Annotated in this window: 29 protein-coding genes; 27 read left to right on the forward strand and 2 right to left on the reverse strand. The window is 45.2% G+C overall.

Annotation, left to right across the window (positions count from 1 at the left end; all coding sequences use genetic code 11):
* Nucleotides 1-89 precede the first annotated feature (89 nt).
* From tig to mutL, 11 genes are all read left to right on the forward strand, one after another.
* Nucleotides 90-1,442: a trigger factor gene (tig, locus tag NBH16_RS15930; protein WP_005853929.1), complete on the forward strand. Its 1,353-nt coding sequence runs from the start codon at nt 90-92 to the stop codon at nt 1,440-1,442.
* 189 nt (nt 1,443-1,631) lie between these two features.
* Nucleotides 1,632-2,294, forward strand: coding sequence for an ATP-dependent Clp endopeptidase proteolytic subunit ClpP (gene clpP / locus NBH16_RS15935; protein ID WP_005853931.1), 663 nt, complete (start codon nt 1,632-1,634; stop codon nt 2,292-2,294).
* Nucleotides 2,295-2,315: 21 nt separating this feature from the next.
* The gene (clpX, locus tag NBH16_RS15940; RefSeq protein ID WP_005867105.1) at nt 2,316-3,548 is read left to right on the forward strand and encodes an ATP-dependent Clp protease ATP-binding subunit ClpX; all 1,233 of its coding nucleotides are present in this window, start codon (nt 2,316-2,318) and stop codon (nt 3,546-3,548) included.
* 32 nt (nt 3,549-3,580) lie between these two features.
* Nucleotides 3,581-5,761, forward strand: a complete 2,181-nt coding sequence (recQ, locus tag NBH16_RS15945; protein ID WP_005853936.1) for a DNA helicase RecQ — start codon at nt 3,581-3,583, stop codon at nt 5,759-5,761.
* Nucleotides 5,762-5,975: 214 nt separating this feature from the next.
* On the forward strand, nt 5,976-7,451 hold the full coding sequence (gene guaB, locus NBH16_RS15950; RefSeq protein ID WP_005853938.1) for an IMP dehydrogenase: 1,476 nt from the start codon (nt 5,976-5,978) through the stop codon (nt 7,449-7,451).
* Nucleotides 7,452-7,559: 108 nt separating this feature from the next.
* A complete protein-coding gene (locus NBH16_RS15955; protein WP_333558131.1) occupies nt 7,560-9,146 on the forward strand; it encodes a peptidylprolyl isomerase in 1,587 nt (528 codons plus the stop codon).
* 13 nt (nt 9,147-9,159) lie between these two features.
* Complete coding sequence (locus tag NBH16_RS15960) at nt 9,160-10,014, forward strand: hypothetical protein (RefSeq protein ID WP_005867108.1); 855 nt, start codon at nt 9,160-9,162, stop codon at nt 10,012-10,014.
* Between the two features lie 25 nt (nt 10,015-10,039).
* On the forward strand, nt 10,040-11,404 hold the full coding sequence (locus NBH16_RS15965) for a peptidylprolyl isomerase (protein WP_009017967.1): 1,365 nt from the start codon (nt 10,040-10,042) through the stop codon (nt 11,402-11,404).
* Nucleotides 11,401-13,002, forward strand: coding sequence for an OstA-like protein (locus NBH16_RS15970; protein ID WP_005867109.1), 1,602 nt, complete (start codon nt 11,401-11,403; stop codon nt 13,000-13,002). The genes NBH16_RS15965 and NBH16_RS15970 overlap by 4 nt, the downstream gene beginning before the upstream one ends.
* Nucleotides 13,003-13,031: 29 nt before the next feature.
* Nucleotides 13,032-13,334 (forward strand): hypothetical protein, encoded by a 303-nt coding sequence (locus tag NBH16_RS15975; protein WP_005867110.1) that lies wholly within the window; start codon nt 13,032-13,034, stop codon nt 13,332-13,334.
* Nucleotides 13,334-15,181, forward strand: coding sequence for a DNA mismatch repair endonuclease MutL (mutL, locus tag NBH16_RS15980; protein ID WP_039848872.1), 1,848 nt, complete (start codon nt 13,334-13,336; stop codon nt 15,179-15,181). Before NBH16_RS15975 ends, mutL begins: the two co-directional genes overlap by 1 nt.
* 51 nt (nt 15,182-15,232) lie before the next feature.
* On the opposite strand, the gene NBH16_RS15985 is transcribed toward mutL, so the two are convergent.
* Nucleotides 15,233-15,850 carry a DUF3874 domain-containing protein gene (locus NBH16_RS15985; RefSeq protein ID WP_229045792.1) on the reverse strand — a complete coding sequence of 206 codons (618 nt, stop codon included), beginning with the start codon at nt 15,848-15,850 and terminating at the stop codon, nt 15,233-15,235.
* A complete protein-coding gene (locus tag NBH16_RS15990) occupies nt 15,781-16,335 on the reverse strand; it encodes a hypothetical protein (RefSeq protein WP_039848777.1) in 555 nt (184 codons plus the stop codon). Before NBH16_RS15990 ends, NBH16_RS15985 begins: the two co-directional genes overlap by 70 nt.
* 314 nt (nt 16,336-16,649) lie before the next feature.
* On the opposite strand from NBH16_RS15990, the gene NBH16_RS15995 reads away from it, so the two are divergent.
* The 16 genes from NBH16_RS15995 to rplN all read left to right on the forward strand — a co-directional run bounded on the left by NBH16_RS15995 (nt 16,650) and on the right by rplN (nt 26,279).
* Nucleotides 16,650-17,246, forward strand: a complete 597-nt coding sequence (locus NBH16_RS15995) for an HU family DNA-binding protein (protein ID WP_250788866.1) — start codon at nt 16,650-16,652, stop codon at nt 17,244-17,246.
* A 323-nt stretch (nt 17,247-17,569) separates the two neighbouring features.
* Entirely contained in the window at nt 17,570-17,980 is a 411-nt protein-coding gene (gene rpsL / locus NBH16_RS16000) for a 30S ribosomal protein S12 (protein WP_005853956.1), read from the forward strand.
* A gap of 153 nt (nt 17,981-18,133) precedes the next feature.
* Nucleotides 18,134-18,610 carry a 30S ribosomal protein S7 gene (rpsG, locus tag NBH16_RS16005; RefSeq protein ID WP_005853957.1) on the forward strand — a complete coding sequence of 159 codons (477 nt, stop codon included), beginning with the start codon at nt 18,134-18,136 and terminating at the stop codon, nt 18,608-18,610.
* Between the two features lie 23 nt (nt 18,611-18,633).
* Complete coding sequence (fusA, locus tag NBH16_RS16010; RefSeq protein ID WP_005853959.1) at nt 18,634-20,760, forward strand: elongation factor G; 2,127 nt, start codon at nt 18,634-18,636, stop codon at nt 20,758-20,760.
* A 22-nt stretch (nt 20,761-20,782) separates the two neighbouring features.
* Nucleotides 20,783-21,088, forward strand: a complete 306-nt coding sequence (gene rpsJ / locus NBH16_RS16015; RefSeq protein ID WP_005853961.1) for a 30S ribosomal protein S10 — start codon at nt 20,783-20,785, stop codon at nt 21,086-21,088.
* 19 nt (nt 21,089-21,107) lie between these two features.
* Nucleotides 21,108-21,725 carry a 50S ribosomal protein L3 gene (rplC, locus tag NBH16_RS16020; protein WP_005853963.1) on the forward strand — a complete coding sequence of 206 codons (618 nt, stop codon included), beginning with the start codon at nt 21,108-21,110 and terminating at the stop codon, nt 21,723-21,725.
* Nucleotides 21,725-22,354 carry a 50S ribosomal protein L4 gene (rplD, locus tag NBH16_RS16025; RefSeq protein ID WP_005853966.1) on the forward strand — a complete coding sequence of 210 codons (630 nt, stop codon included), beginning with the start codon at nt 21,725-21,727 and terminating at the stop codon, nt 22,352-22,354. The genes rplC and rplD overlap by 1 nt, the downstream gene beginning before the upstream one ends.
* Before the next feature lie 11 nt (nt 22,355-22,365).
* Nucleotides 22,366-22,659 (forward strand): 50S ribosomal protein L23, encoded by a 294-nt coding sequence (gene rplW, locus NBH16_RS16030; RefSeq protein WP_005853968.1) that lies wholly within the window; start codon nt 22,366-22,368, stop codon nt 22,657-22,659.
* 8 nt (nt 22,660-22,667) lie between these two features.
* Nucleotides 22,668-23,492: a 50S ribosomal protein L2 gene (gene rplB / locus NBH16_RS16035; protein WP_005853970.1), complete on the forward strand. Its 825-nt coding sequence runs from the start codon at nt 22,668-22,670 to the stop codon at nt 23,490-23,492.
* Nucleotides 23,493-23,512: 20 nt separating this feature from the next.
* Entirely contained in the window at nt 23,513-23,782 is a 270-nt protein-coding gene (rpsS, locus tag NBH16_RS16040; protein WP_005634738.1) for a 30S ribosomal protein S19, read from the forward strand.
* Between the two features lie 52 nt (nt 23,783-23,834).
* Complete coding sequence (rplV, locus tag NBH16_RS16045; protein WP_005853972.1) at nt 23,835-24,245, forward strand: 50S ribosomal protein L22; 411 nt, start codon at nt 23,835-23,837, stop codon at nt 24,243-24,245.
* A 7-nt stretch (nt 24,246-24,252) separates the two neighbouring features.
* Nucleotides 24,253-24,987 carry a 30S ribosomal protein S3 gene (gene rpsC / locus NBH16_RS16050; RefSeq protein ID WP_005853974.1) on the forward strand — a complete coding sequence of 245 codons (735 nt, stop codon included), beginning with the start codon at nt 24,253-24,255 and terminating at the stop codon, nt 24,985-24,987.
* 20 nt (nt 24,988-25,007) lie between these two features.
* Entirely contained in the window at nt 25,008-25,442 is a 435-nt protein-coding gene (rplP, locus tag NBH16_RS16055) for a 50S ribosomal protein L16 (protein WP_005853976.1), read from the forward strand.
* 5 nt (nt 25,443-25,447) lie between these two features.
* Nucleotides 25,448-25,645: a 50S ribosomal protein L29 gene (gene rpmC / locus NBH16_RS16060; RefSeq protein WP_005853979.1), complete on the forward strand. Its 198-nt coding sequence runs from the start codon at nt 25,448-25,450 to the stop codon at nt 25,643-25,645.
* Nucleotides 25,646-25,654: 9 nt separating this feature from the next.
* Entirely contained in the window at nt 25,655-25,912 is a 258-nt protein-coding gene (gene rpsQ / locus NBH16_RS16065) for a 30S ribosomal protein S17 (protein ID WP_005853980.1), read from the forward strand.
* 1 nt (nt 25,913) lies between these two features.
* A complete protein-coding gene (gene rplN / locus NBH16_RS16070) occupies nt 25,914-26,279 on the forward strand; it encodes a 50S ribosomal protein L14 (RefSeq protein WP_005853982.1) in 366 nt (121 codons plus the stop codon).
* Nucleotides 26,280-26,282 lie beyond the last annotated feature (3 nt).

Here is a 26,282-nt window from a genome sequence, read left to right on the forward strand (position 1 = left end):
AACAGATCAAAATTTGCACGATTAAAAGAATAAGTCTAATTTTGCGACCTAAAATTCGATACGACTATTAATTAAATAAATCATTCAGAATGAACGTTTCGCTTAAAAACAATGATGCCGTAAGCGGTATCGTGAAATTAGAAATAGTGAAAGCTGACTATGCTGATCAGGTAGACAAGAGCCTGCGTAGCCTTCGTCAGAAAGCCAATGTACCGGGTTTCCGTAAGGGCATGGTTCCTATGGGCATGGTTAAAAAAATGTACGGAAAGCACGTGCTGGTAGAGGAGATAAACAAATTAGTTTCTGAGAATCTGTTCAAGTATATCCGTGAGAACGATTTGCATATCTTAGGCGAGCCGATGCCTAACGAGACAGAGCAAAAGCCGTTGGATTTCGATAAGGAAGAGGATTTCGAATTCTGTTTTGACGTGGCTTTGGCTCCGGAGATCAATATCGAGTTGAGCAAGAACGATAAACTTCCGTTCTATCAAGTCGCTATCGATGAAGAAATGCTAAATAACCAAGTAAACGCTTATCGCTCAAACTTCGGTTCTTACGACAAGGTAGACGAGGTTGAGGAAAAAGATATGGTAAAAGGTACGGTAGCCGAGCTTGAGAATGGTGCCCCGAAAGAAGGTGGTATCGTTGTGGAGGACGCTGTCTTGATGCCTATGTATATCAAGGATGAGGAAGAAAAAGCTAAGTTTATCGGTGCTAAAGTAAATGCCGTAGTGGTATTCAACCCGAATAAGGCTTATGAGGGTGCTGAGGCAGAGATCGCTTCTTTCTTGAAGATCGATAAGGAGAAAGTGGCTGAGACTACAGGCGACTTCAGCTTCGAGATCAAGGAGATCACCCGTCATAAAGATGCTGAGATGAACCAAGAGTTGTTCGACAAGGTATTTGGCGAGAACGTGGTTACTAGCGAGGAAGAGTTCAAGAACAAGATCAAGGAAGCTTTGGCTGAGCAATTCGCTCCTCAGAGTGACTTCAAGTTCTTGACAGACACTCGTGATATGTTGGTTGAGAGAGCTGGCGAGTTGAATTTCGCTGACGATTTATTGAAACGCTGGTTGCTTGCCGCTAACGAGAAGAATACGAAAGAGAAGATCGACGAGGACTTCCCTCAGATCCTTCAGGATTTGAAATATCAGTTGATCAAGGAGAACTTGGTTAAGAAGAACGGCTTGAAGGTTGAGGACGCTGACATCGAGAACTTCGCTAAACGTGTGGCTAAGGCTCAGTTCGCTCAATACGGCATGTTGTCTGTACCGGAAGATGTACTTGACAACTACGCTAAAGACATGTTGAAAAATAAGCAAACACTTCAGAACATCATCGACCGTGCGGTTGAGGAGAAATTGGCTGCTTGGTTGAAAGAGCAAGTGGAACTTGATGTTAAGGAGGTAACCGCTGACGAGTTCAACAAACTTTTTGAATAAAAAGATCTTTACTCGGCCTCTTAGGAGGTTGTTTTATATCAAAAAAGGGATTTCTCTCTAAAAATATCTTAGCGGATAGCGAAATAAATTGTTTCTTTCAGAAATTTATTTATAACTTTGTTTTTCCGTTAAGTCACAGAGGGAAATCCCTTTTTACGTCTTCTCGGTAAATAAAAGATAGGAGAAAATATGGAAGATTTTAGAAAGTATGCTACAAAGCATTTAGGTATGAGTGGTACGGCTCTGGATAGTTATATGAACATCTCCAGTAGCTATATCTCCCCGACAATTATAGAGGAACGACAGCTGAATGTCGCTCAAATGGATGTATTCTCTCGGTTGATGATGGACCGTATTATTTTCTTGGGCACGCAAGTGGATGATTATACCGCTAACGTGATTCAAGCGCAGTTGTTGTATCTGGATTCCAGTGATCCCGGAAAGGACATCTCTATTTATATCAATTCGCCGGGTGGCTCTGTATATGCGGGCTACGGCATTTACGACACGATGCAGTTTATCTCCAGCGACGTATCTACGATTTGTACGGGTATGGCCGCCTCTATGGCGTCTGTCTTATTGGTGGCGGGAACCAAGGGAAAACGTTTCGGCTTGAAGCACTCCCGTGTAATGATCCATCAACCGCTTGGCGGCGTACAAGGACAGGCTTCAGACATCGAGATTACCGCTCGCGAGATCTTGAAGGTTAAGAAAGAACTGTACACCATAATCTCGGATCATTCAGGTAGACCCTATGAGGAGATCGAGCGCGATGGCGACCGTGATTTCTGGATGACCGCGGAGGAAGCGAAAAAGTATGGCATGATCGACGATGTTTTAACACGTAAATAACAAAAACAACAATAAGAAACTATGGCCAAAACAACAGGCGATACATGTACGTTTTGCGGCAGGAGTAGCCGTGATGTTAATTTGCTTATCAATGGGATCTCTGGTTGTATTTGCGATGATTGTGCCCGGCAGGCGTATGAGATCGTAAAGGAGCAGACAGGAGGTAAGAAAACTTCTTTTGGTTTGAAGCAGAAAGATCTGCCTAAACCGGAAGATATCAAGACTTTCTTGGATCAGTACGTGATCGGGCAGGATGACGCGAAGCGTTATCTGTCGGTATCGGTATACAACCATTACAAGCGTTTACTTCAAAAGGTTACCGCCGACGATGTGGAGATAGAGAAATCTAATATTATCATGGTGGGCGCTACCGGTACGGGCAAGACTTTGTTAGCCCGTACGATCGCTAAGTTATTGCATGTCCCGTTCGCTATCGTGGACGCTACGGTACTTACCGAGGCAGGTTACGTGGGGGAGGATATCGAGAGTATCTTGACCCGGCTATTGCAAGCGGCGGATTATGATGTGGAGGCGGCCCAACGGGGTATCGTCTTCATCGATGAGATCGATAAGATCGCACGTAAGAGCGATAATCCGTCTATCACTCGGGATGTCAGCGGTGAGGGTGTACAGCAAGGTTTGCTGAAACTTCTAGAAGGATCGATCGTGAATGTGCCTCCTCAGGGGGGACGTAAGCATCCGGAGCAAAAGATGATCGCGGTGGATACGAAGAATATCCTGTTCGTTTGCGGTGGTGCTTTCGATGGAATCGAAAAGAAGATCGCTCAACGCTTAAATACCCGTGTGGTCGGTTATTCGGCTAGTTTGGGTACGGCTACCGTAGACCGGAATAATTTACTGAAATACATCACCCCGACTGATTTGAAGTCGTTTGGCTTGATCCCGGAGATTATCGGTCGTTTACCTATCCTCACGTATCTGAATCCGCTGGATCGTGATACGCTTCGTAACATCTTGACCGAGCCGAAGAACTCCATTATCAAGCAATATGTCAAATTGTTCGAGATGGATGGCATTAAGCTGACGTTCGATGAGAAAGTCTATGAGTTTATCGTGGATAAGGCGCTTGAGTTTAAGCTGGGTGCCCGTGGGTTACGTTCAATCGTAGAAGCCGTGATGATGGACGCTATGTACAGTATGCCATCTCAAAAAGTAAAGGAACTCCATGTAACGTTGGAGTATGCGAAAGAGAAATTTGAAAAATCGGACGTGAACCGTTTACAGGTCGCGTAAACGTAGGCGGTTTACTATAAATAATACGAAGTATGGCAAAGAAGGATCATTTAACAGAAGAGCTAAATCGGCACTTTGGCTTCGGTACCTTTAAGGGGAACCAGAAGGCTATTATTGAGAACGTGCTGGCCGGGAAGGATACTTTTGTATTAATGCCGACGGGGGGAGGTAAATCTCTTTGTTATCAATTACCATCCATACTAATGGAAGGAACCGCGATCGTGATATCTCCGTTGATCGCTTTGATGAAGAATCAGGTGGACGCGATGCGGAATTTCAGTGAGGAAGATGGGGTCGCCCATTTTATCAATTCCTCTTTGAATAAGTCGGCTATCGACCAGGTGAAATCGGATATATTATCAGGACGTACCAAGTTGCTGTATGTAGCACCGGAGTCCTTGACCAAGGAAGAGAACGTGGATTTTCTGCGTCAGGTAAAGATCTCTTTCTATGCGGTGGACGAGGCGCATTGTATCTCGGAATGGGGACATGATTTCCGTCCGGAATATCGAAGAATCCGTCCGATCATCAATGAGATCGGTAAACGTCCGTTAATCGCTCTGACCGCTACCGCCACACCTAAGGTGCAGCACGATATCCAGAAGAATCTGGGTATGATAGACGCTACAGTCTTTAAATCATCCTTCAACCGCTCTAATTTGTATTATGAGGTTCGTCCGAAAGGAACGAATATAGACCGCGAGATCATTAAGTATATTAAAGCCAACGAGGGTAAATCGGGTATCGTATATTGTTTGAGCCGTAAAAAGGTGGAGGAATTTGCCGACATCTTGAAAGCCAACGGGATAAAGGCGTTGCCTTACCATGCGGGAATGGATTCGCAAGTACGTTCCGCCAATCAGGATGCCTTCCTGATGGAACAGGCGGATGTGATCGTGGCTACGATCGCTTTCGGTATGGGTATCGACAAGCCGGATGTCCGTTATGTGATTCATTACGATATCCCGAAGAGCCTAGAAGGTTATTACCAGGAAACCGGTCGTGCCGGTAGGGATGGCGGAGAAGGCCAATGTATCGCTTTCTATGCTTATAAGGACTTGCAAAAATTGGAGAAATTCATGCAAGGAAAGCCCGTGGCCGAACAGGAAATCGGCAAACAGTTGCTTTTAGAGACTGCGGCCTATGCCGAGACTTCCGTCTGCCGGAGAAAAGTGCTATTGCATTATTTCGGTGAGGAATACCTGGAAGATAATTGTGGTAATTGTGATAATTGTTTGAACCCAAAGAAGCAGGTGGAAGCGAAGGAATTGTTAAGTGCGGTACTGGAGGTTATCAGTACGTTGAAAGAAAAGTTTAAGGCAGATTATATCGTAAATATTTTGGTAGGTAACGAAACCTCCGAAATCCAAAATTACAAGCACAATGAATTAGAGGTCTTCGGTTCCGGACAGGACGAGGATGATAAAACTTGGAACGCCGTTATTCGCCAGGCTTTAATCGCTGGCTATTTAGCGAAGGATATTGAGAATTATGGTTTGCTGAAAATCACGGAAAAAGGTAAGGAGTTCATGAAGAAGCCGGTATCGTTCAAGATTACCGAGGACAATGAATTCGAGGAAGAGGAAGAGGAAGTTCCGGTTCGTGGGGGAGCCTCTTGTGCGGTAGACCCGGTTCTTTATTCCATGATGAAGGATTTGCGTAAGAAATTATCCAAGCGGTTGGAAGTTCCGCCTTTCGTGATTTTCCAAGATCCCTCTTTGGAGGCTATGGCTACTACTTATCCGATCACGTTGGACGAGTTGCAGAATATCCCGGGAGTGGGCGCTGGTAAGGCGAAACGTTATGGCAAGGAGTTCATTGAGTTGATCAAGAAACATGTAGAGGAGAACGAGATTGAGCGTCCGGAGGATTTGCGCGTACGTACGGTCGCTAATAAGTCCAAGTTGAAGGTCTCAATCATTCAGCGGATCGACCGTAAGGTGGCGCTGGACGAGATCGCGTTGACTAACGGACTTGAGTTCACCGAGCTTTTGGATGAGATCGAGGCGATCGTATATTCCGGTACACGTATCAATATCGATTATTTCTTGAATGATGTGATGGATGAGGATCATATCGAGGATATTTACGAGTATTTCAAGGACTCGGAGACCGACGGTCTGGAAGACGCCATCGAGGAATTAGGCGGTGACTATACGGAAGAGGAGATTCGCTTGGTCCGTATCAAGTTCTTGTCTGAAATGGCAAACTAATGGAAGGGTGGCCCGGTTCCACTCTAAAGAAAAAACAAATAAAGAAGCTTATTGTTCCTTCCGAAAGAGATTTATTTTTCCTTCGGAAGGAATTTTGTTTTCGTTCGGATGAAAGTTTATTTCCTTCCGAATCGAATTTTTAATTTCTCCCGTATCGATTTATTGCGTGAAAAGTCGTATATTTGCGCGCAATAATTTTTAAAGCATAAGTTCTATGTCATTTATTGCAGACAGGGTAGTTATGGATGGGTTAACGTTTGACGATGTATTGTTAATCCCAGCTTATTCGGAAGTTCTTCCTCGTAATGTCGATCTCACGACAAAGTTTTCACGTAATATCACATTGAATATACCGATGGTGTCGGCCGCTATGGATACGGTTACCGAGGCCAAGTTGGCTATCGCTATCGCCCGTGAGGGAGGTATTGGTGTGATTCATAAAAACATGACGATCGCCGAGCAGGCAAAGCAGGTCCAGACCGTTAAACGTGCGGAGAATGGAATGATCTATGATCCGGTGACTATCACGAAAGGCAAACGTGTGGCGGATGCCTTGGCAATGATGGCTGAATATAAGATTGGCGGTATTCCCGTGGTGGATGAAGGCGGGTATTTGGTTGGTATCGTGACGAACCGTGACTTGCGTTTCGAGAAGGACATGAACCGCTCTATCGACGAGGTGATGACGAAAGAGAATTTGGTCGTAACCGGACAATCTACGGATATGGAGGCCGCCGCTCAGATCCTTCAGGAACATAAGATCGAGAAGTTACCGGTGGTTGATAGCCATAATAAGTTGATCGGCTTGATTACCTATAAAGATATAACGAAAGCGAAAGATAAACCGAAGGCTTGCAAGGATTCGAAAGGTCGTTTGCGTGTAGCTGCCGGTGTAGGCGTTACGTTCAATACCTTCGAGCGTGTAGCCGCTTTGGTGGATGCCGGGGTGGATGCTTTGGTGATCGACACGGCACATGGTCACTCAAAAGGTGTGGTGGATGTCTTGAAACAGATTAAGGCGCAATATCCGCATATTGATTGTGTGGTCGGTAATATCGCTACGGGCGAGGCTGCTAAATATTTAGTGGAAGCCGGGGCGGACGCCGTGAAGGTAGGTATCGGTCCGGGTTCGATTTGTACAACTCGTGTGATCGCTGGTGTGGGTGTTCCCCAGTTGTCGGCTATTTACGATGTGGCGAAGGCGTTGGAAGGAACTGGTGTGCCTTTGATCGCTGACGGTGGCTTGCGTTACTCCGGTGATATCGTGAAGGCGATCGCCGCTGGTGGATCTTCCGTGATGATGGGATCTCTGTTGGCGGGTGTAGAGGAGTCGCCGGGCGATACGATTATCTTCAATGGCCGAAAGTTTAAGTCTTACCGTGGAATGGGGTCGTTGGAAGCTATGCAAAAGGGGTCCAAGGATCGGTATTTCCAAGATGTGGAGGACGACGTGAAGAAGCTGGTTCCGGAGGGAATCGCTGCCCGTGTTCCGTTTAAGGGTTCTTTGTATGAGGTCATTTACCAAATGGTAGGTGGTTTACGTGCGGGAATGGGTTATTGCGGGGCTCATAATATCGAGGAGTTGCATAAAGCTCGTTTTACTCGAATCACCAATGCAGGTGTGCAAGAGAGCCATCCGCATGACGTAGCGATCACGCAAGAGGCTCCGAATTATAGCCGCGGTGAATAGTAATACAAGTTTTACGTTTTATAAAAAACACTAATTTAATGGGATAGCATACTTTTCTTGTCGGCTCTCCGTTAGATTAGTGTTATTTTTGTAATGTATATTCGTGCTATGGTAAAAGAATTTTTGATGAAAAAGTTACTTATTTCATTAGGGGTATTCGCTTGTGTGACAGTTAACGCTCAAACCGCATCCGATTCGGTCGTTATGATGGTCGCTGGAAAACAAGTGCCTTTATCTGAATTTATTTTTATCGCAGAGAAGAATGGAGAGGTGGATTTATCGAATACAAAGTCCGTCAAAAACTATGTCGAGCTATTTAAAAATTTTAAGCTAAAAGTAGCGGAGGCGGAATCTTTAGGGATCGACCAGACATCCTCATTCAAAAGTGAGCTGGATGGATACCGGGCTCAGTTGATCGATAGCTATATGTCGGATAAGGAGGGTGAGAAAGCGGCTGCCCGTGCGGTATATGACCGGGGGGATCACTCGGTAGAGTTGACCCACATCTTATTCCGTTTGCCGGAGAAGACGGTCTCCAAAGATACGGTAGCTGTATATCAAGAAGCCATGCGAGTATACGAACGTCTCCAGAAAGGAGAAGATATGGAAACAGTCGGAAAAGCTTTGGCCGAGAAGGACAAGGAGCATGTCGCTTGCGAATATGTACGTTGCTTGCTCCCGATGCAATCCCTGAAAGTGTTCGAGGATGCCGCCTATTCTTTGCCGATTGGCGTGGTGTCTGAACCTGTTCGCACGAAATTAGGATTTCATTTAATAAAAGTCCATAGCCGCAAACCTAATCCGGGACGGGTACGTGTCGCTCATATCTTGATCGCATTCCCGAAAGATTCCGCTATTCAGGACTCATCGGCTTTTCTGGCAAAAGCGCAAGCTATCTATAAGCAAGTACAAGAGGGTGCGGATTTCGGTGAGTTGGCGAAAGAGTATTCGGGGGATGCGGCTTCCGCTAAAAAAGGGGGGGTATTACCTTGGTTCGGGATCGGCGAGATGGTCCAGCCTTTTGAGCAAGCCGCTTTTGCGTTGAGCAAGCCGGGTGATTTATCCGGGGTGGTGGAAACTCGTTTTGGTTACCATATCATTAAGTTGATCGATAAGAAGGGACGCCCTTCGTTTGAGGAAGAGGAAAAAGCCTTGTCGAGACGTATGGGGCAGGGTGAACGTAACTTCGAGTTATATAAAGCTTTCGACGATCGTATGAAAAAAGAATACGGATACGTTTTCTATCCGGAAGCCTATGCGGAGCTGCAAGCGTTATGTAATGATTGTTTCCCCACGGACGAGGCGTTTTATGAGAAAGCGAAGGATATGAACAAGACGCTTATGCAATTGGATGGAAAGGATTTCCCGCAAGCGGAGTTCGCTTATTATATCCAACGTTGCCCGTTCTCGACAAAAACGTATGCGGGTGATTTTATGCAAGAGGTCTATGATTTGTTTATCCGCGATATCGTAACGACCGCCGAGCGTAAGAATCTGGAGACAAAACATCCGGAGATCCCTCATTTGATGCAGGAGTACCGGGATGGGATTCTGTTGTTTGAGGTCAGCAACCGGGAGATCTGGAGCAAACCCTCCGCCCAGCAGAAGGTGTTGGAAGCGAAGTGGATCGCGGATTTGAATAAAAAATATCCGGTGACTGTCAACTGGAAATTATTGAAGAAACTAAAGAAATAAAATAAAGATAGATATGAGGATAGTCTTCATGTTCCTAGCGTTCGTTGTGTTGTTGGGTGCCTGTAAAGGTTCTCAGCCAGCTGATACTACGGATGTCTTGGTTAGCGTGAAAGGACGTACCCTAAATCGTTCGGAGGTGAATAAGCTAATACCCCGAGGGATTTCCTCCGCTGATAGTCTGTTGCTGGCCGAGAGCTTTACCAAGAAATGGGTAAAGGATGTATTGGTGTACGATGTGGCTTTGCGTAACTTGGGGGATGAGAAAGAGGAGGTCGATAAATTGGTAGAGGAGTACAGGCGTTCCTTGGTTCGTTACCGTTATCAGGAACGATTGGTGGAGGAGAAGCTGAAAACTGATATCCGGGAAAGTGATAAATTAAACTATTACGAGGAAAACCAGAAAAAGTTTATCTTGGATAAAGGCTTGATCAAGGGATTATTCTTGAAAATCCCGGTTGATGCCCCGGGACTTACCGACGTCAAAAAGTGGTACAAATCCACAGATGTGGCCTCTTTAGAAAAAATTGAGAAATATAGTGTGCAAAATGCCACGATTTATGAGTACTTTTACGACAAATGGGTTGATTTCGATGAGGTAATGGATAATATACCGATCCATGTGTCGAATCCGAATGCGTTTCTGAAGGCGAATAAGTATGTTGAGGTGGCGGATAGCAGTTATTGTTATCTGTTGAATATCAAGGAATATTTACCTTCCGGCAGTGTGGAGCCATATGATTATGCCAGTCCGCACGTCACGGAAATGCTGGTCAACCAACGAAAAGTTGAATTCTTGAAAAAATTTGAAGACGAGTTATATAACGATGCGATCCGGAGCGGTGACGTGGAATTCCATTCCGAGCCGTGATCTCTAATTTTATAAATGGGTAGACATGATGAAAAAGATTTTAAGTGTATTCTTTCTTGCCTGTTGTTCTTGCATTGTAATGGCGCAAGACAATGTGATCGATGAAATTGTGTGGGTGGTAGGAGATGACGCTATTTTACGTTCGGATATTGAGACGCAGCGTTTGTATAATCAAAACGAGGGGGTCCGTTTGGATGGCGACCCGTATTGCGTGATCCCGGAGCAGATGGCGATACAGAAACTATATCTGAATCAAGCAAAGATCGATAGTATCACCGTGAACGAGAACCAAGTGATCCAGAGCGTGGATCAATGGATGAACATGGCTGTGAACCAAATCGGGTCTCGCGAGAAATTGGAGGAATATTTCGGTAAGAAATTTTCCCAGATCAAGGATGAGCGTAAGGAGATGGTGCGGGAGCAGCAGGTAGTGCAACAGATGCAGCATCAATTGATCGGCGAGATCAAGCTGACACCTTCCGAGGTGCGTAAATATTTCAGCCAGTTGTCTCAGGATAGCCTGCCGAACATCCCTACGACAGTAGAGGTGCAAATCGTTACCTTGGAACCGAAGATTCCGTTTGAGGAAACAGACGCTATCAAGGCCCGCTTACGTGATTTCACGGAGCAGGTTAATTCCGGCAAGATGGAATTCTCCACGTTGGCCCGTTTGTACTCGGAAGATCCGGGTTCGGCGTCTCGAGGTGGTGAGCTGGGTTTCATGAGCAAGACACAGCTGTTGCCGGAGTTCGCGAACGTCGCGTTCAACTTGAAAGACCCGAAACGTGTCTCCCAGATCGTACAGACGGAGTATGGTTACCATATCATCCAATTGATCGAGAAGCGTGGAGACCGTATTAACTGCCGCCATATCTTATTGAAACCGAAGGTTTCCGATAAGGAGTTGGCGGATGCTACCACTCGTCTGGATTCATTGTACAATGATTTGCAGGCGAATAAGTTCACGTTTGAGGAAGCCGCTACATTCGTCTCTTACGACAAGGATACACGTAATAATAAGGGTTTGATGGTAAACCAAGATTACGAGAGCAGCAATATGGGAACCCCTAAGTTCGAGATGCAAGAACTTCCACAGGAAATCGGTAAGGTGGTATATGACATGAAAGTCGGAGAGATCTCCAAGCCTTTTACCATGTTGACGAACAAGCAGAAAGAGGTAGTAGCTATTGTTAAGCTGAAAGCTCGGACGGAAGGACATAAGGCGAATTTGGCCGATGACTTCCAAGCTTTGAAAGCGATCGTAGAGGCTAAGAAACGTGAGGAATTATTGAACGACTGGATCACGAAGAAACAAAAATCAACCTATGTGCGTATTAGTGACGGTTGGAGGAATTGTGATTTCAAATATCCGGGTTGGATTAAGGAATGAGACTAATTAACAGGTTATTTCTAGCGCTCTTATCGTGTGCTTTATCGGTTGGCGTATTTGCGCAAACGCAAGATAGCACGGTGGTAGCCGCCAAAGATAGTGTCGCTCCCAAGAAGACGAAGGTCTTTTTGGAGCATGCGAATACGCTTTCGTTCGATAAGGAGAGGAACGCCGAGGCTCAAGTACTGAATGGTGATGTTTGTTTTCGCCATGATAGTTCGTATATGTATTGCGATAGCGCATATTTCTTTGAGCAGACCAATTCCTTGGAAGCGTTTAGTAATGTTCGGATGGAACAAGGGGATACCTTGTTCGTGTATGGAAATTACCTGTTTTACGATGGAAATACCCAGATCGCTTATTTGCGGGAGAATGTCCGCATGGAGAATGGGCAGGTTACCTTGTTTACGGATAGCTTGAACTATGAGCGAATCCCGGATATCGGATATTATTTCGACGGAGGTCTGATTGTCGATTCCTTGAATCAGCTCTCTTCTTTTTACGGGCAATATTCGCCTAGTACGAAATTGGCTATCTTCAATGATAGCGTCCGTCTGGAGAATGAGCAATTCACGTTGTATTCCGATACCTTGCATTATAATACGGACTCGAAGATCGCCACGATACTCGGACCATCCATTATCGTGTCGGATAGCGGCACGATCTATTCTTCCAGGGGTTGGTACGATACCGTGAATAATACCTCTTTGCTATTGGATCGTTCTCAGGTGGTTTCCGGCGACCGTATCTTGACGGGCGACTCTATCGCCTACAACCGGGAACTGGGTTTTGGGGAAGCGTTCGGTAATATGAGTCTGCAAGACACGGCGCAGCATGTCATGCTGGAAGGCCAATATGGCTTTTACAATGAGAAGACCGAGTATGCTTTCGCTACGGATAGCGCCCGTTTCTTGGAATTCAGCCAAGGGGATACATTGTTTCTGCATGGTGATACCTTGAAGATGACTACGGTGGACTCCCTTTACCGGGAAGTAAAAGCTTATTACGGCGTCCGTTTCTATCGGACGGATATGCAAGGTGTTTGCGATTCGATGCAGTTTAATACAAGAGACTCTATATTATATATGTATACGGACCCTATCGTTTGGAATGAACAGTATCAGATCTATGGGGATACGATCTTGATATTTATGAATGATAGCTCGATCGATTTCGCTCACGTGAAGCAATTCGCTTTCGCGATACAGCAAATCGATTCTACTGCGTTCAATCAATTAAAGGGAAATGACTTGAAGGCTTATTTCGAGGGACAGGTCGTGAATCAGATCGATGTGTCGGGCAACGCCGAATCGATTTTCTTCCCATTGGAGAAGGACGGTTCGATGGTCGGCATGAACGAGACCAAGAGCGGTTTCCTTACGATCTGGCTAAAAGACAATAAGTTGGATAAACTGAAGATCTGGCCGACTCCAACAGGTACGATGACCCCTATTCCTGATTTGAAGCCCGACCAGAAATACTTGAAAGACTTTTATTGGTTTGATTATATCCGTCCGAAAGATAAGGATGATATTTATCAGGTCGTGAAAAGAAAAGCTCAAGATGCTCCGAAAAGAAGCAATAAATTCGTACATTAGCGTCGTATTCATAATTAATAGGTAAAGCTATGGCACTTTTCTCGTTTTATAACATGCGTAAACCGCGTCAATATGATCATAAGCCTATTTATTGGGACCCCCATAAGGAAGCCTTGGAGGAACGTATAAGTAAGGTCAAACGTGAAATGGGTGTAGAGGAATCGTTGGAGGAATATAAGCCGCATATCAAGGGAACTTTTATTGAAGGCACCTCACATTTGAAGAGAAGCGTGGGGCGGGGCGAGGATTCCCGGGCTCGTAAGTATAAGAATGTGAAACTGGCGGTAGCCTTGGCTGTCTTGGCTGCTTTCTTTTGGTATTTGTTCTGGTAATGAGCGATATCATTCATTTACTTCCGGATCATATCGCCAATCAAATCGCGGCGGGAGAGGTGATTCAACGTCCGGCCTCTGTCGTTAAAGAGTTGGTCGAGAATGCGGTGGACGCTGGCGCTTCCAATATCCAAGTGAACATTAAGGATGCGGGTAAGACATTGATACAGGTGATCGATGACGGGAAAGGTATGTCCGAGACGGATGCTCGCATGGCTTTTGAGCGGCACGCTACTTCTAAGATTTCTACGGCCGAGGATTTATTCTCTTTGCATACGATGGGTTTCCGGGGTGAGGCATTGGCCTCTATCGCCGCTGTCGCCCATATAGAGTTGCGTACCCGGGCTAGGGGGGCGGAGCTTGGTACCTGCCTGTCCATCGCGGGGTCTAACTTGGAGAGTATCGAGCCGGAGGCTTGTAACGAGGGAAGTATCTTCTCGGTAAAGAATCTTTTCTTTAATGTTCCCGCCCGCCGGAAATTCTTGAAGTCGAATGAGACGGAATTCCGGAATATCATCAATGAGTTCGAGCGAATCGCCTTGGTGAATCCGCAGGTGGGTATGTCTCTTTATCATAATGACGCGGAGATATTCAATCTGCCCGAGTCGGGGTTACGTCAGCGCATCATTAATATATATGGTAAGAGTTTAAACCAGAAGTTGCTCTCTCTGGATGCCCAAAGTTCCATGGTGACTATTTCCGGTTTCGTGGGGCGTCCGGACTCGGCGAAGAAGCGAGGGGCATTGCAGTTCTTTTTTGTGAATGGTCGTTATATGAAGCATCCTTATTTCCATAAGGCGATCATGCAGGCCTATGAGCAATTGATTCCTGCCGGGGATATGCCGAATTATTTTGTTTATTTCACGTTGGATCCCTCCTCGATCGATGTCAATATCCATCCGACAAAGACGGAGATTAAGTTTGAGAACGAGCAACCGATCTGGCAGATCTTGATGGCCGCTACCCGGGAGGCGTTGGCTAAATCGAGCGCTATCCCTACGATTGATTTCGACGTGGAGGATGCGATCGATATTCCTGTTTACAACCCGGTCAAGAAAAGTGAGCCTAGTACTTATAAGGCCCCGAAAGTGCAAGTGGATTCCAGTTATAATCCGTTTGACACTACTTCCTATAAAAAACCGGAATTCGATTGGTCTAAATTATATCAAGGGTTTGAGAACGATCGAGTGGCTGCCCAACTGGAGTCCGAGAGTTTCGAGGATGCCCCGATCGAGGAATTGCCGGCCGAGGCTTCGAACCCGGAAAACCTGTTTACGGAGGTAAGCAATCCTTGCTATCAATATAAAGGGCGATATATCGTGACATCCTTGAAATCGGGTCTGGCGATTATTGATCAGCATCGTGCGCATGTGCGTATTTTGTTTGACCAATACCTGTCGAATATCCGTCAGCAACAAGGTGTATCCCAACAAGTCTTATTCCCGGAGATCGTAGAGTTTACCGCTGCCGAGGCGGCTGTACTGCCTTCCTTATTGGAGGATTTGCGCTTCGTCGGCTTTGATCTGAGCAATCTGGGAAATGACAATTACGCGATCAATGGCCTGCCCGCCGGTATAGAGAACCTTGATCCGGTGAACTTGGTAAAGGATATCGTGGACCGGGCGATCGAGACCGGATGCGAGGTGCATGAGAAGATCTGCGAAGCCATCGCCTTGTCTTTAGCGAAAGCCGCCGCTATCCGTCCCGGCAAATCCTTATCCTTGGAAGAGATGGATCATCTGATCGCCTCCCTGTTCTCTTGTCCGGACTCGAACCTGACCCCGGATGGAAAAACGATCATCTCCATGTTGACAGATGAGGAGCTGGAGAGAAGATTTAAGTGCTAGGGATGATTTCGATGACATACGTTTCACTGGCCGCATTTGCTTGTGCTACAGCTAAATCCTGTGAAACGTGTGAAGGGTGAGCGGCACTACTTGATAAAGATTGCCGTAGCGGGTGTGTTTACGCTCTATATGGAGGGCGGTCAGTACCTTTCCGAAATTGCTTGCCGTGCTACCGCGCATGGCTGCTGGGTTCTTTTCCTTTAATATCTGGAAAATGGAGGCAGCTGATAGTGGATGTACATTTAGGTCTCCCGGACATGCGGCCCGGAAGCAGGCGTGGAACACATCTTCCTCGATCGGACGTTTATAGAAAGCCTCATTCGATCGCATGATCGCCTCCTCCTCTCCGGAGGTGAACCAATGGCGCTCTCCTTTTTGTAACTCGTCTTTCAGCTGGGCGTAGATTTGATCATGCTCGATACCTTCGCAATTAATCTTGCTTTGCACCTCCACGCATAGGAAACGGCGGCTTCCCGTGGGGTCGCTTAATAGGTTCTTCTGGTTCGTAGTGCCAATAAATGAGGCTAGGCGGGGTAGGGGGTGGAAATGCTTGGCGTGTGCCTTGCGTACGTTCATCCCGGCCATCTGCATCCAATTTTTCAGCAAAGCCATTTTACGGTCGGGCAACCGGTCGAACTCATCGAGGTTGATGAGCCCGAACCCATCCATTGCGAGGCCAAGGCGAGCATCCAGCGATGAAACCCCTCCACCCATAACGGTTCTGAGGAGACCCGTCGTGCCAGATCGCTTACCCGGTCTTTCCCGTCCCATTCGGGTAACCGCTCCATATATTGCCGGAAAGGATGATACTCTTTTACCTCTTTTGAATATACGAAACGATTCACATCCCGATCCCAGCAATCGATCCCCGTCCGTCTTGCCTCCATGCAAATGCTATTTAGGTCACGTTGCGTCACCGGATAGAAGCGATCCGCTTCTGATCGTTTGTATCGATATTCAGTCTCCTCGCTCAACAAGTTGAAACGGAACTCGATGATTTCTTGGAGGAAAGTCTCCAGACTCTTTTGAAGGATTGAGTTATTGTCGCTAAATCGTTTGGCTTTACCTTCGGTTTGGTGTGGTATGGTGATTGGCCCGTTTGGTTTTAAGAAGCGAAGCCATAGTTGGCCCAAAAAATCCGATACAGTTTTCATGATACTATGTTTTAGAGGTTATTTTTACCGTTTTCTTCTGCGAATATAGGTTGTTAACTTGAAGTTTTCCAAATATTTATATTATCATTTGAAATAAAAGTAATCTGTCCAAAATACTAGGAAGAACTCTTGTTTAGGTGGTATGAATGTAATACCTTTGTTAAGTGCCTATAATCTTTTCACCTATGTGAAAAGAACGTATCACAATCATGAAACGATCGTTTCACATAGGTGAAAAGATCATATCACCCTTGTGAAATGACTAATAGCATACGATGTTCCTATGAATAACCTTTTAATCTCATACTAGATATATGGCAGCAAAATATGACTTTTACAAGACTCCGGTATCGAAGGATAGCATGAAGCGTCCTCGTTTTCACGCACGTATCGTATCATCCGGCACGATCGATACGGATGATCTGGCCAAACGTATCCATGGTCGATGTACCGTCACGCCGGCAGACGTAGCTGCCGTGCTTATCTCTTTAAGCGAGGTGACAGCGGAATATTTGCGTGAAGGAAAACGTGTACATATCGATGGGTTGGGGTATTTGCAAGTCACGTTGCAATGCCCTGCCGTACAATCCACGCACGAGATACGTGCGGAGTCCATCCGTTTCAAGTCCGTGGCTTTCCGTCCCGAGGTAGAGCTGAAAGATAGCTTGAAGACGATGACGCTGGAACGAGCCAAGTACAAATCCCATTCCCGCCAATTGGAGCCTGATCGTATCGACCAATTGCTCGCAAGCTATTTTGCCGAGCATGAATATATGACCCGTGTTGCTTTCCAGCGGCTTTGCGGACTGACGAGTAGTACGGCCAGCCGCCGTCTGCATCAATTCGTCGAGGCGGGTAAATTGCGTGATATCGGCACCCGCCACCAGTCGCTTTACGTGGCGGCTAGGTAAATCGTCGATCCGATCCCATTGCTTTCACAGGCTTCACAGGAACTCGTTTGATTTAAGGGGATTGAGTTTGTGTGAAGCCCGTGACGCATGAAACTTATCGGTAAATAGAGATAGTAAATGTTAAATATTAATAAATACAACAAGAGCCTACCTTGCCAAACGGGAACAAATATGTACCTTTGCACCGTTTTTAGTGCGGAGTATACGAAAAAAACAGGCACAACTTATTGATTGTCCGAAAATAATGCGTAACTTTGCGGCTCGAAATAGGAAAAGATTAGATAAATAATAATAACACATTCAAAGTTTAAAAAAAGAAAGAAATGCCTACAATTCAGCAATTAGTTAGAAAAGGAAGGGAAACTTTGGTGGAGAAGGGTAAATCACCCGCATTGGACGCTTGTCCTCAAAGACGTGGCGTTTGCGTACGTGTTTACACTACGACTCCGAAGAAACCTAACTCTGCAATGCGTAAAGTAGCGAGAGTACGTTTGACAAATGGTAAGGAAGTTAACTCCTATATTCCGGGAGAAGGACACAACTTGCAAGAGCACTCTATCGTATTGGTACGTGGTGGTCGTGTAAAGGACCTTCCGGGTGTGCGTTATCACATCGTACGTGGTACGTTGGATACAGCGGGTGTTAACGGCCGTACGCAAAGACGTTCCAAATATGGAGCTAAGCGTCCGAAACCGGGTCAAGCAGCAGCTGCCGCAAAAGGTAAGAAGAAGTAATTAATTACATGCCTTCAAACTGAGATTTAAATTTAAGTATTAAAACAGGTTTGAGTTATTTGGATAGGCTATAAGGTTGAGTAAATGGTTCAGCGGAACCGTTGAAGACAAATTAAAGGCAACCAACGACAAGAACAAATTTTTGAAAACAAAATGAGAAAAGCAAAACCAAAGAAAAGACAGATCCTTCCGGATCCTGTTTTCGGTGATGTAAAGGTTACGAGATTCGTTAACCATTTGATGTATGATGGCAAGAAAAATACTGCCTTCGAAATTTTCTATTCCGCTTTGGAAACCGTTAAGGGCAAATTGCCTAACGAGGAAAAGTCCGCTCTCGAAATTTGGAAAGCTGCGCTTGATAACATTACTCCTCAAGTCGAAGTTAAGTCACGCCGTGTAGGTGGTGCTACATTCCAAGTCCCTACTGAAATCCGCCCGGATCGTAAAGAGTCAATTTCTATGAAGAACCTTATTATCTTCGCACGTAAACGTGGAGGTAAGACTATGGCTGACAAGTTGTCTGCAGAGATTGTAGATGCTTTCAATAACCAAGGTGGCGCATTCAAAAGAAAAGAAGATATGCACCGTATGGCTGAGGCTAACCGTGCGTTCGCTCACTTCAGATTTTAATTTTTTAAGGCAATAAAAAGAATATGGCAAACAACGATAAGCAATTGATGTTCACTAGGAACATCGGTATCATGGCTCACATTGACGCTGGTAAGACAACGACTTCTGAACGTATCTTGTTTTACACAGGTTTGACACACAAGATCGGTGAGACTCATGATGGTACTGCTACAATGGACTGGATGGCGCAGGAGCAGGAGCGTGGTATCACGATTACTTCCGCTGCTACGACTACATTCTGGAACTATTTGGGCAACCGTTATAAAATCAACTTGATTGACACTCCGGGACACGTTGACTTCACGGTTGAGGTTGAACGTTCTCTTCGTGTATTGGATGGTGCTGTTGCTACATTCTGTGCCGTAGGTGGTGTTGAGCCCCAGTCTGAGACTGTATGGCGTCAGGCTGATAAATATAATGTACCTCGTATCGGTTACGTTAATAAGATGGACCGCTCGGGTGCTAACTACTATGAGGTAGTACGCCAATTGAAGGACGTATTAGGAGCTAATCCTTGTCCGATCCAGATCCCTATCGGAGCTGAGGAGACTTTCAAGGGTGTTGTCGACTTGATCAAGATGAAGGCTATCTTCTGGCACGACGAGACTATGGGTGCCGAGTATAGCGTAGAGGAGATCCCGGCAGACTTGCAAGCTGAGGCTGAGGAGTGGCGCGACAAGATGCTTGAGGCTTTGGCTGAGTGCGACGACGCTATCATGGAGAAATACTTCGATGATCCTTCTACGATCACGGAAGAGGAGATCATGGTTGCTATCCGCAAGGGTACGTTGGCTATGCAGATCAACCCGATGACTTGTGGTTCTTCTTTCAAGAACAAAGGTGTACAGACTTTATTGGATGCAGTTTGCGCGTTTTTGCCTTCTCCTGAAGATACTCCGGCTATCGAGGGTACGGATCCTTCAGATCCTGATAAAATAATCACTCGTAAACCTTTGTTCGAGGAGCCGTTGACGGCGTTGGCATTTAAGATCGCTACCGACCCGTATGTAGGTCGTTTGTGCTTCTTCCGTGTATACGCAGGTTCTATCAACGCTGGTTCTTATGTGTTGAACACTCGTTCCGGAAAGAAAGAGCGTATCTCGCGTTTGTTCCAGATGCACTCTAACAAGCAGAACCCGATGGAGGTGATTGGTTGTGGTGATATCGGAGCAGGTGTTGGTTTCAAGGATATCCGTACAGGTGATACGCTTTGCGACGAAAACCATCCGATCACATTGGAGTCTATGGAATTCCCGGAACCGGTTATCGGTATCGCTGTAGAGCCTAAGACTCAGAAAGACATGGATAAGTTGGGTATGGGCTTGGCTAAGTTGGCCGAGGAGGATCCTACTTTCCGCGTACAGACAAACGAGGAGACAGGTCAGACCGTTATTAGCGGTATGGGTGAGCTTCACTTGGATATCATCATCGACCGTTTGCGTCGTGAGTTCAAGGTTGAATGTAACCAAGGCCGTCCGCAGGTTACTTATAAGGAGGCTATCACGCAGCCGGTTGAGCTTCGCGAGGTTTACAAAAAGCAATCTGGAGGTCGTGGTAAGTTCGCAGATATCATCGTTCGTATGGAGCCGGCAGACGAGAGCTTCGAGGGTACTTTGCAATTCATCGATGAGGTGAAGGGTGGTAACATTCCTAAGGAATTCATCCCGTCCGTACAGAAAGGTTTCGAGAAGGCTATGAAGAACGGTGTGTTGGCTGGTTATCCGCTTGACAAGTTGAAAGTGACTTTGATCGATGGTTCTTTCCACCCGGTAGACTCAGACCAGTTGTCTTTCGAGATCGCTGCTATCCAAGCGTTCAAGAACGCTTCCGCTAAGGCAGGTCCTGTATTGATGGAGCCGATCATGCAGATGGAGGTTGTTACTCCAGAAGAGAGCATGGGTGACGTTATCGGTGACTTGAACAAGCGTCGTGGACAAGTTGAGGGTATGGAGACTAGCCGTACGGGAGCTCGTATCGTGAAGGCTAAGGTTCCATTGGCTGAGACATTCGGTTATGTGACAGCTTTGCGTACGATTACTTCAGGTCGTGCTACATCTTCAATGCAGTTCTCACACTACGCTCAAGTATCCTCTTCTATCGCTAAGCAAGTATTGACAGAGGTGCAAGGTCGCGTTGATTTGATCAAATAATATTTAGAAACATATAATAAATATGAGCCAAAAGATCAGAATTAAATTGAAGTCTTACGATTATTCTCTGGTAGACAAGTCTGCCGAGAAGATCGTAAAGACGGTAAAGGCTACAGGTGCTATCGTTAGCGGTCCTATACCTCTTCCTACGCACAAACGTATCTTTACAGTGAACCGCTCTACTTTCGTTAACAAGAAATCTCGTGAGCAGTTCGAACTCTCTTCTTATAAGAGATTAATCGATATCTATAGCTCAACTGCGAAGACAGTTGACGCTTTGATGAAGCTAGAATTACCTAGCGGTGTAGAAGTAGAAATTAAAGTGTAAGTTTTTAACAATTAGTGAAATGCCAGGATTATTAGGAAAAAAAATCGGAATGACATCCGTTTTCAGTGCCGAGGGAAAAAATCTTCCATGCACTGTTATCGAAGTGGGTCCTTGTGTGGTTACACAGATCAAGACTTTGGAGAAAGATGGCTATGAAGCTGTACAGTTGGGTTTCCAAGAGAAGAAAGAGAAGCACACGACACAGCCTGAGATGGGTCACTTCAAGAAAGCCGGTGTAGCACCTCAAAGACACTTGGCCGAGTTCAAGAATTTCGAAACTGAGTACAAGTTGGGTGACGTGATCACTGTAGACTTCTTGGAAGACGCAGGTTTCGTGGATGTAGTGGGTACATCAAAGGGTAAAGGTTTCCAAGGTGTAGTAAAACGTCATGGTTTTGGTGGTGTAGGTCAGACTACTCACGGTCAGCATAACCGTGCTCGTAAGCCGGGTTCTATCGGTGCTTGTTCTTACCCCGCAAAGGTATTTAAGGGCATGCGAATGGGCGGCCAGATGGGTAACGAACGTGTAACCGTTCAGAATCTTCAAGTGATCAAGGTAATGCCGGAACACAACCTTTTATTGGTAAAGGGATCTGTTCCAGGAGCAAAAGGTTCAATCTTATTAATTGAAAAGTAATGGAACTGAGCGTATTTAATATTAAAGGTGAAGATACCGGAAGAAAGGTAACTTTGAACGATGCGATCTTCGGCATTGAACCCAACGATCATGCTATTTACTTGGACGTAAAGCAGTATTTGGCAAATCAACGTCAGGGAACGCATAAGTCTAAAGAGAGAAGCGAAGTATCTGGTAGTACACGTAAGCTGATCCGTCAGAAAGGTGGTGGTGGCGCACGTCGTGGTGATATCAACTCTCCGGTGTTGGTTGGTGGTGGCCGTGTATTCGGTCCGAAGCCTCGTGATTATGAGTTCAAGCTGAACAAGAAAGTAAAATCTTTGGCTCGTAAGTCAGCATTGAGCTACAAGGCAAAGAACAATGCGATTGTTGTCGTAGAGGATTTCACAATGGAAGCTCCTAAGACTAAAGAATTTATAACAATTGCTAAAAACTTGAAAGTGGCTGATAAAAAGTTACTTATGGTTTTACCGGAGAAGAATAATTTAGTATATTTGTCCGCTCGAAATTTAGAGAAGGCAAGTGTAATAACTGCTTCTGAACTAAATACATACGCTGTGTTAAACGCTGTTAATTTGGTTTTAACGGAAAGTTCAGTCGCTGTTGTTGAACAAAATTTTAAAGCATAAGGAGTAGAATAATGGGAATTATTATTAAGCCTATAGTAACTGAGAAACAAACAGCGATCACAGAGAAATTTCCGAATCGCTATGGTTTTCGTGTTTCTCCTGATGCCAACAAATTGGAGATAAAGAAAGCTGTAGAGGACATGTACAGTGTTACAGTAGTTGATGTTAACACCATCAACTACTCTGGAAAGCGTAAAAGCCGTTATACAAAATCAGGTATCATCAACGGCAAGCAAGCTGCTTTCAAGAAAGCGATCGTAACGTTGAAAGAAGGAGAAACAATTGATTTCTTTAGTAATATCTAAAAAGAGAAATGGGAATACGTAAATTAAAGCCCACGACACCGGGGCAGAGACACAAAGTTATTGGTGCATTTGATAAAATCACTGCAAGTACACCAGAGAAGTCTCTTGTAGTAGGTAAGAAGAGTACAGGTGGACGTAACAACACTGGTAAGATGACAATGCGTTATATCGGTGGCGGTCACAAACAAAAGTACAGAATTATCGATTTCAAGAGAAACAAAGATGGCATTCCTGCGACAGTAAAGTCTATCGAGTATGATCCTAACCGTTCATCTCGTATCGCTTTGTTGTATTACGCTGACGGAGCAAAGAGCTATATCATCGCTCCGAACGGATTGGAAGTTGGCCAAACAGTGGTTTCAGGTAGCGACGCCGCTCCTGAGGTAGGTAATACTTTGCCTATGGCAAATATTCCCGTTGGTACTATTATTCACAATATTGAGCTTCGTCCTGGACAGGGTGCCAAAATGGTACGTTCCGCAGGTGCATTCGCTCAGCTGACTTCAAAGGAAGGCGCTTATGCGATTATTAAGATGCCTTCTGGTGAAACTAGAAAGATTCTTGCGGCTTGTAAGGCTACAATTGGCGCAGTTGGCAACTCAGACCATGCTCTTGAAAAATCAGGTAAGGCCGGTCGCTCTAGGTGGTTAGGTCGTCGTCCTCGTAACCGTGGTGTTGTTATGAACCCGGTTGATCACCCAATGGGTGGTGGTGAAGGTCGTTCTTCCGGAGGTCATCCTAGATCCCGTAATGGCTTATATGCTAAGGGCTTGAAGACTAGAGCTCCTAAGAAGCATTCTTCAAAGTATATTATTGAAAGAAGAAAGAAATAATCTGATTAATTAAGTAAACTATGAGTCGTTCGCTAAAAAAAGGCCCGTATATTAATGTAAAGCTTGAGAAGAAAGTTCTGGCAATGAATGAGTCAGGAAAGAAAGCCGTAGTTAAGACATGGGCAAGAGCTTCAATGATTTCGCCTGATTTCGTAGGCCATACTATTGCAGTTCATAATGGAAATAAATTTATTCCTGTTTTCGTAACCGAGAATATGGTAGGTCACAAGTTGGGAGAGTTCTCACCGACACGTACTTTCCGCGGTCACGCCGGTAACAAGAAGAAATAATATCGGTAGTAACAGGAATTCAGGAATCTGAAAATAAAAAGAATCGAATAAAATGGGTGCTAGAAAAAGAATATCAGCTGAAGCAAGAAAAGAAGCCCAAAAGACCATGTATTTCGCGAAGTTGAACAATGTTCCTACCTCTCCTCGTAAGATGCGTTTGGTAGCAGACATGATTCGCGGTATGGAAGTATTCCGTGCGCTTGGTGTTTTGAAGTTTTCTAACAAGGAAGCTGCAGCAAGAGTAGAAAAATTGCTTCGTTCAGCAATCGCAAACTGGGAACAGAAAAATGAACGTAAAGCAGAAGCAGGAGAGTTATGCGTATCTTCAATCAGCGTTGATTGCGCTACTACGTTGAAGAGAATGCGTCCGGCTCCTCAAGGAAGAGGTTACAGAATTCGTAAACGCTCGAACCACGTAACTCTGTTTGTTGATACACTTAGTAAAAACGATAGTCAAAATTAATTTGTAGATGGGACAAAAGGTTAATCCGATTAGTAATCGTTTAGGAATTATCCGTGGTTGGGATTCCAATTGGTATGGCGGTAAGAATTACGGGGATACTTTGCTGGAAGATAGCAAAATCCGTAAATATTTGAATGCCCGTCTTGCAAAAGCTAGTGTATCTCGTATCGTTATTGAACGTACGCTTAAGTTGATCACGATCACTGTTTGTACGTCACGTCCGGGTATCATCATCGGTAAAGGTGGTCAGGAAGTTGATAAGTTGAAGGAAGAGTTGAAGAAGATCACTGATAAAGAAGTGCAGATCAACATCTTCGAGGTGAAGAGACCTGAATTGGACGCTGTTATCGTAGCAAACAACATCGCACGTCAGCTTGAAGGTAAAATCGCATATCGTCGCGCGGTAAAGATGGCTATCGCCTCTACCATGAGAATGGGCGCCGAGGGTATAAAGATTCAAATCTCTGGTCGTTTGAATGGCGCTGAAATGGCTCGTTCGGAAATGTATAAGGAAGGAAGAACTCCGTTGCACACTCTTAGAGCAGATATCGACTATGCTTTGGCTGAGGCCTTGACAAAAGTTGGTTTGCTGGGTGTTAAGGTTTGGATCTGTCGTGGTGAGGTTTATGGCAAGCGCGATCTTGCTCCTTCTTTCACTGCTGCCAAGGAGACAGGCCGTAGAAACGACAATGCCGGTGGCAACAGAGACAAGAACTTCAAGAGAAAAAGAGCTAATCGTTAAACGTTAGAATTTAAGTAGAGATGTTACAACCAAAGAAAACCAAGTTCAGAAGACAGCAGAAAGGTCGCATGAAGGGCGAAGCTCAACGTGGCAACCAGCTGGCCTTCGGTTCTTTTGGAATAAAGTCATTAGAGAATAAATGGATTACCGGTCGTCAGATCGAGGCTGCCCGTATCGCCGTTACACGTTATATGCAACGTCAGGGTCAGGTTTGGGTTCGTATCTTCCCGGATAAGCCAATCACGAAGAAGCCTGCAGAGGTTCGTATGGGTAAAGGTAAAGGTAATCCTGAGGGATTTGTTGCGCCTGTTACTCCGGGTCGTCTGATTTTCGAGATCGAAGGTGTTCCCTTTGATATCGCTAAGGAAGCGTTGCGCCTTGCCGCACAAAAACTTCCGGTTACAACCAAGTTTGTTGTGAGACGTGATTATGACATGCAAAATCAAAATGCGTAATTGTTATGAAGATTGCAGAAATTAGAGAACTAAGCACGAAAGAGTTGCTAGAGAGAGTAGATGCAGAGGTTGCGGCCTATGATCAGAAGAAGATTAACCATAGCATCTCGCCTATGGATAATCCTTCTCAGATTAAACAGCAACGCAGATTGATTGCGCGCATGAAAACAGAATTGCGCCAGAGAGAACTTAACAACAAATAATTGAGCCTGATGGAAACTAGAAATTTAAGAAAAGAAAGAACGGGCGTGGTAACGAGCAACAAGATGGATAAAAGCATCACGGTTGCCATTAAATGGAAGGAAAAACACCCCATTTATGGAAAGTTCGTTAATAAGACGAAGAAATATCATGCTCACGACGAAAATAACGAATGCAACATTGGCGATACCGTAAAGATTATGGAGACTCGTCCTTTGAGCAAGACTAAAAGATGGAGATTAGTTCAAATAATCGAAAGGGCTAAGTAAGATGATACAACAAGAATCAAGACTAGTAGTAGCAGATAACAGTGGAGCTAAGGAAGCTTTGTGTATCCGTGTTTTGGGCGGAACGAGAAAGCGTTATGCCACTGTAGGTGATGTGATCGTAGTAGCAATCAAAAGCGTAATCCCAGCTAGCGACGTTAAGAAGGGTGCTGTTTCTAAGGCTATCATCGTTCGTACTAAGAAAGAGATCCGCCGTCCGGATGGTTCTTATATCCGTTTCGATGATAACGCTTGCGTATTATTGAATGCCGGTGGCGATATCCGTGGTAGCCGTATCTTCGGTCCGGTTGCCAGAGAGCTTCGTGCAACAAACATGAAAATTGTATCACTTGCACCTGAAGTGCTTTAATCT

The sequence above is a fragment of the Parabacteroides sp. Y3-G-102 genome (genome assembly GCF_023656845.1).
Classification (GTDB): Bacteria; Bacteroidota; Bacteroidia; order Bacteroidales; family Tannerellaceae; genus Parabacteroides; species Parabacteroides distasonis.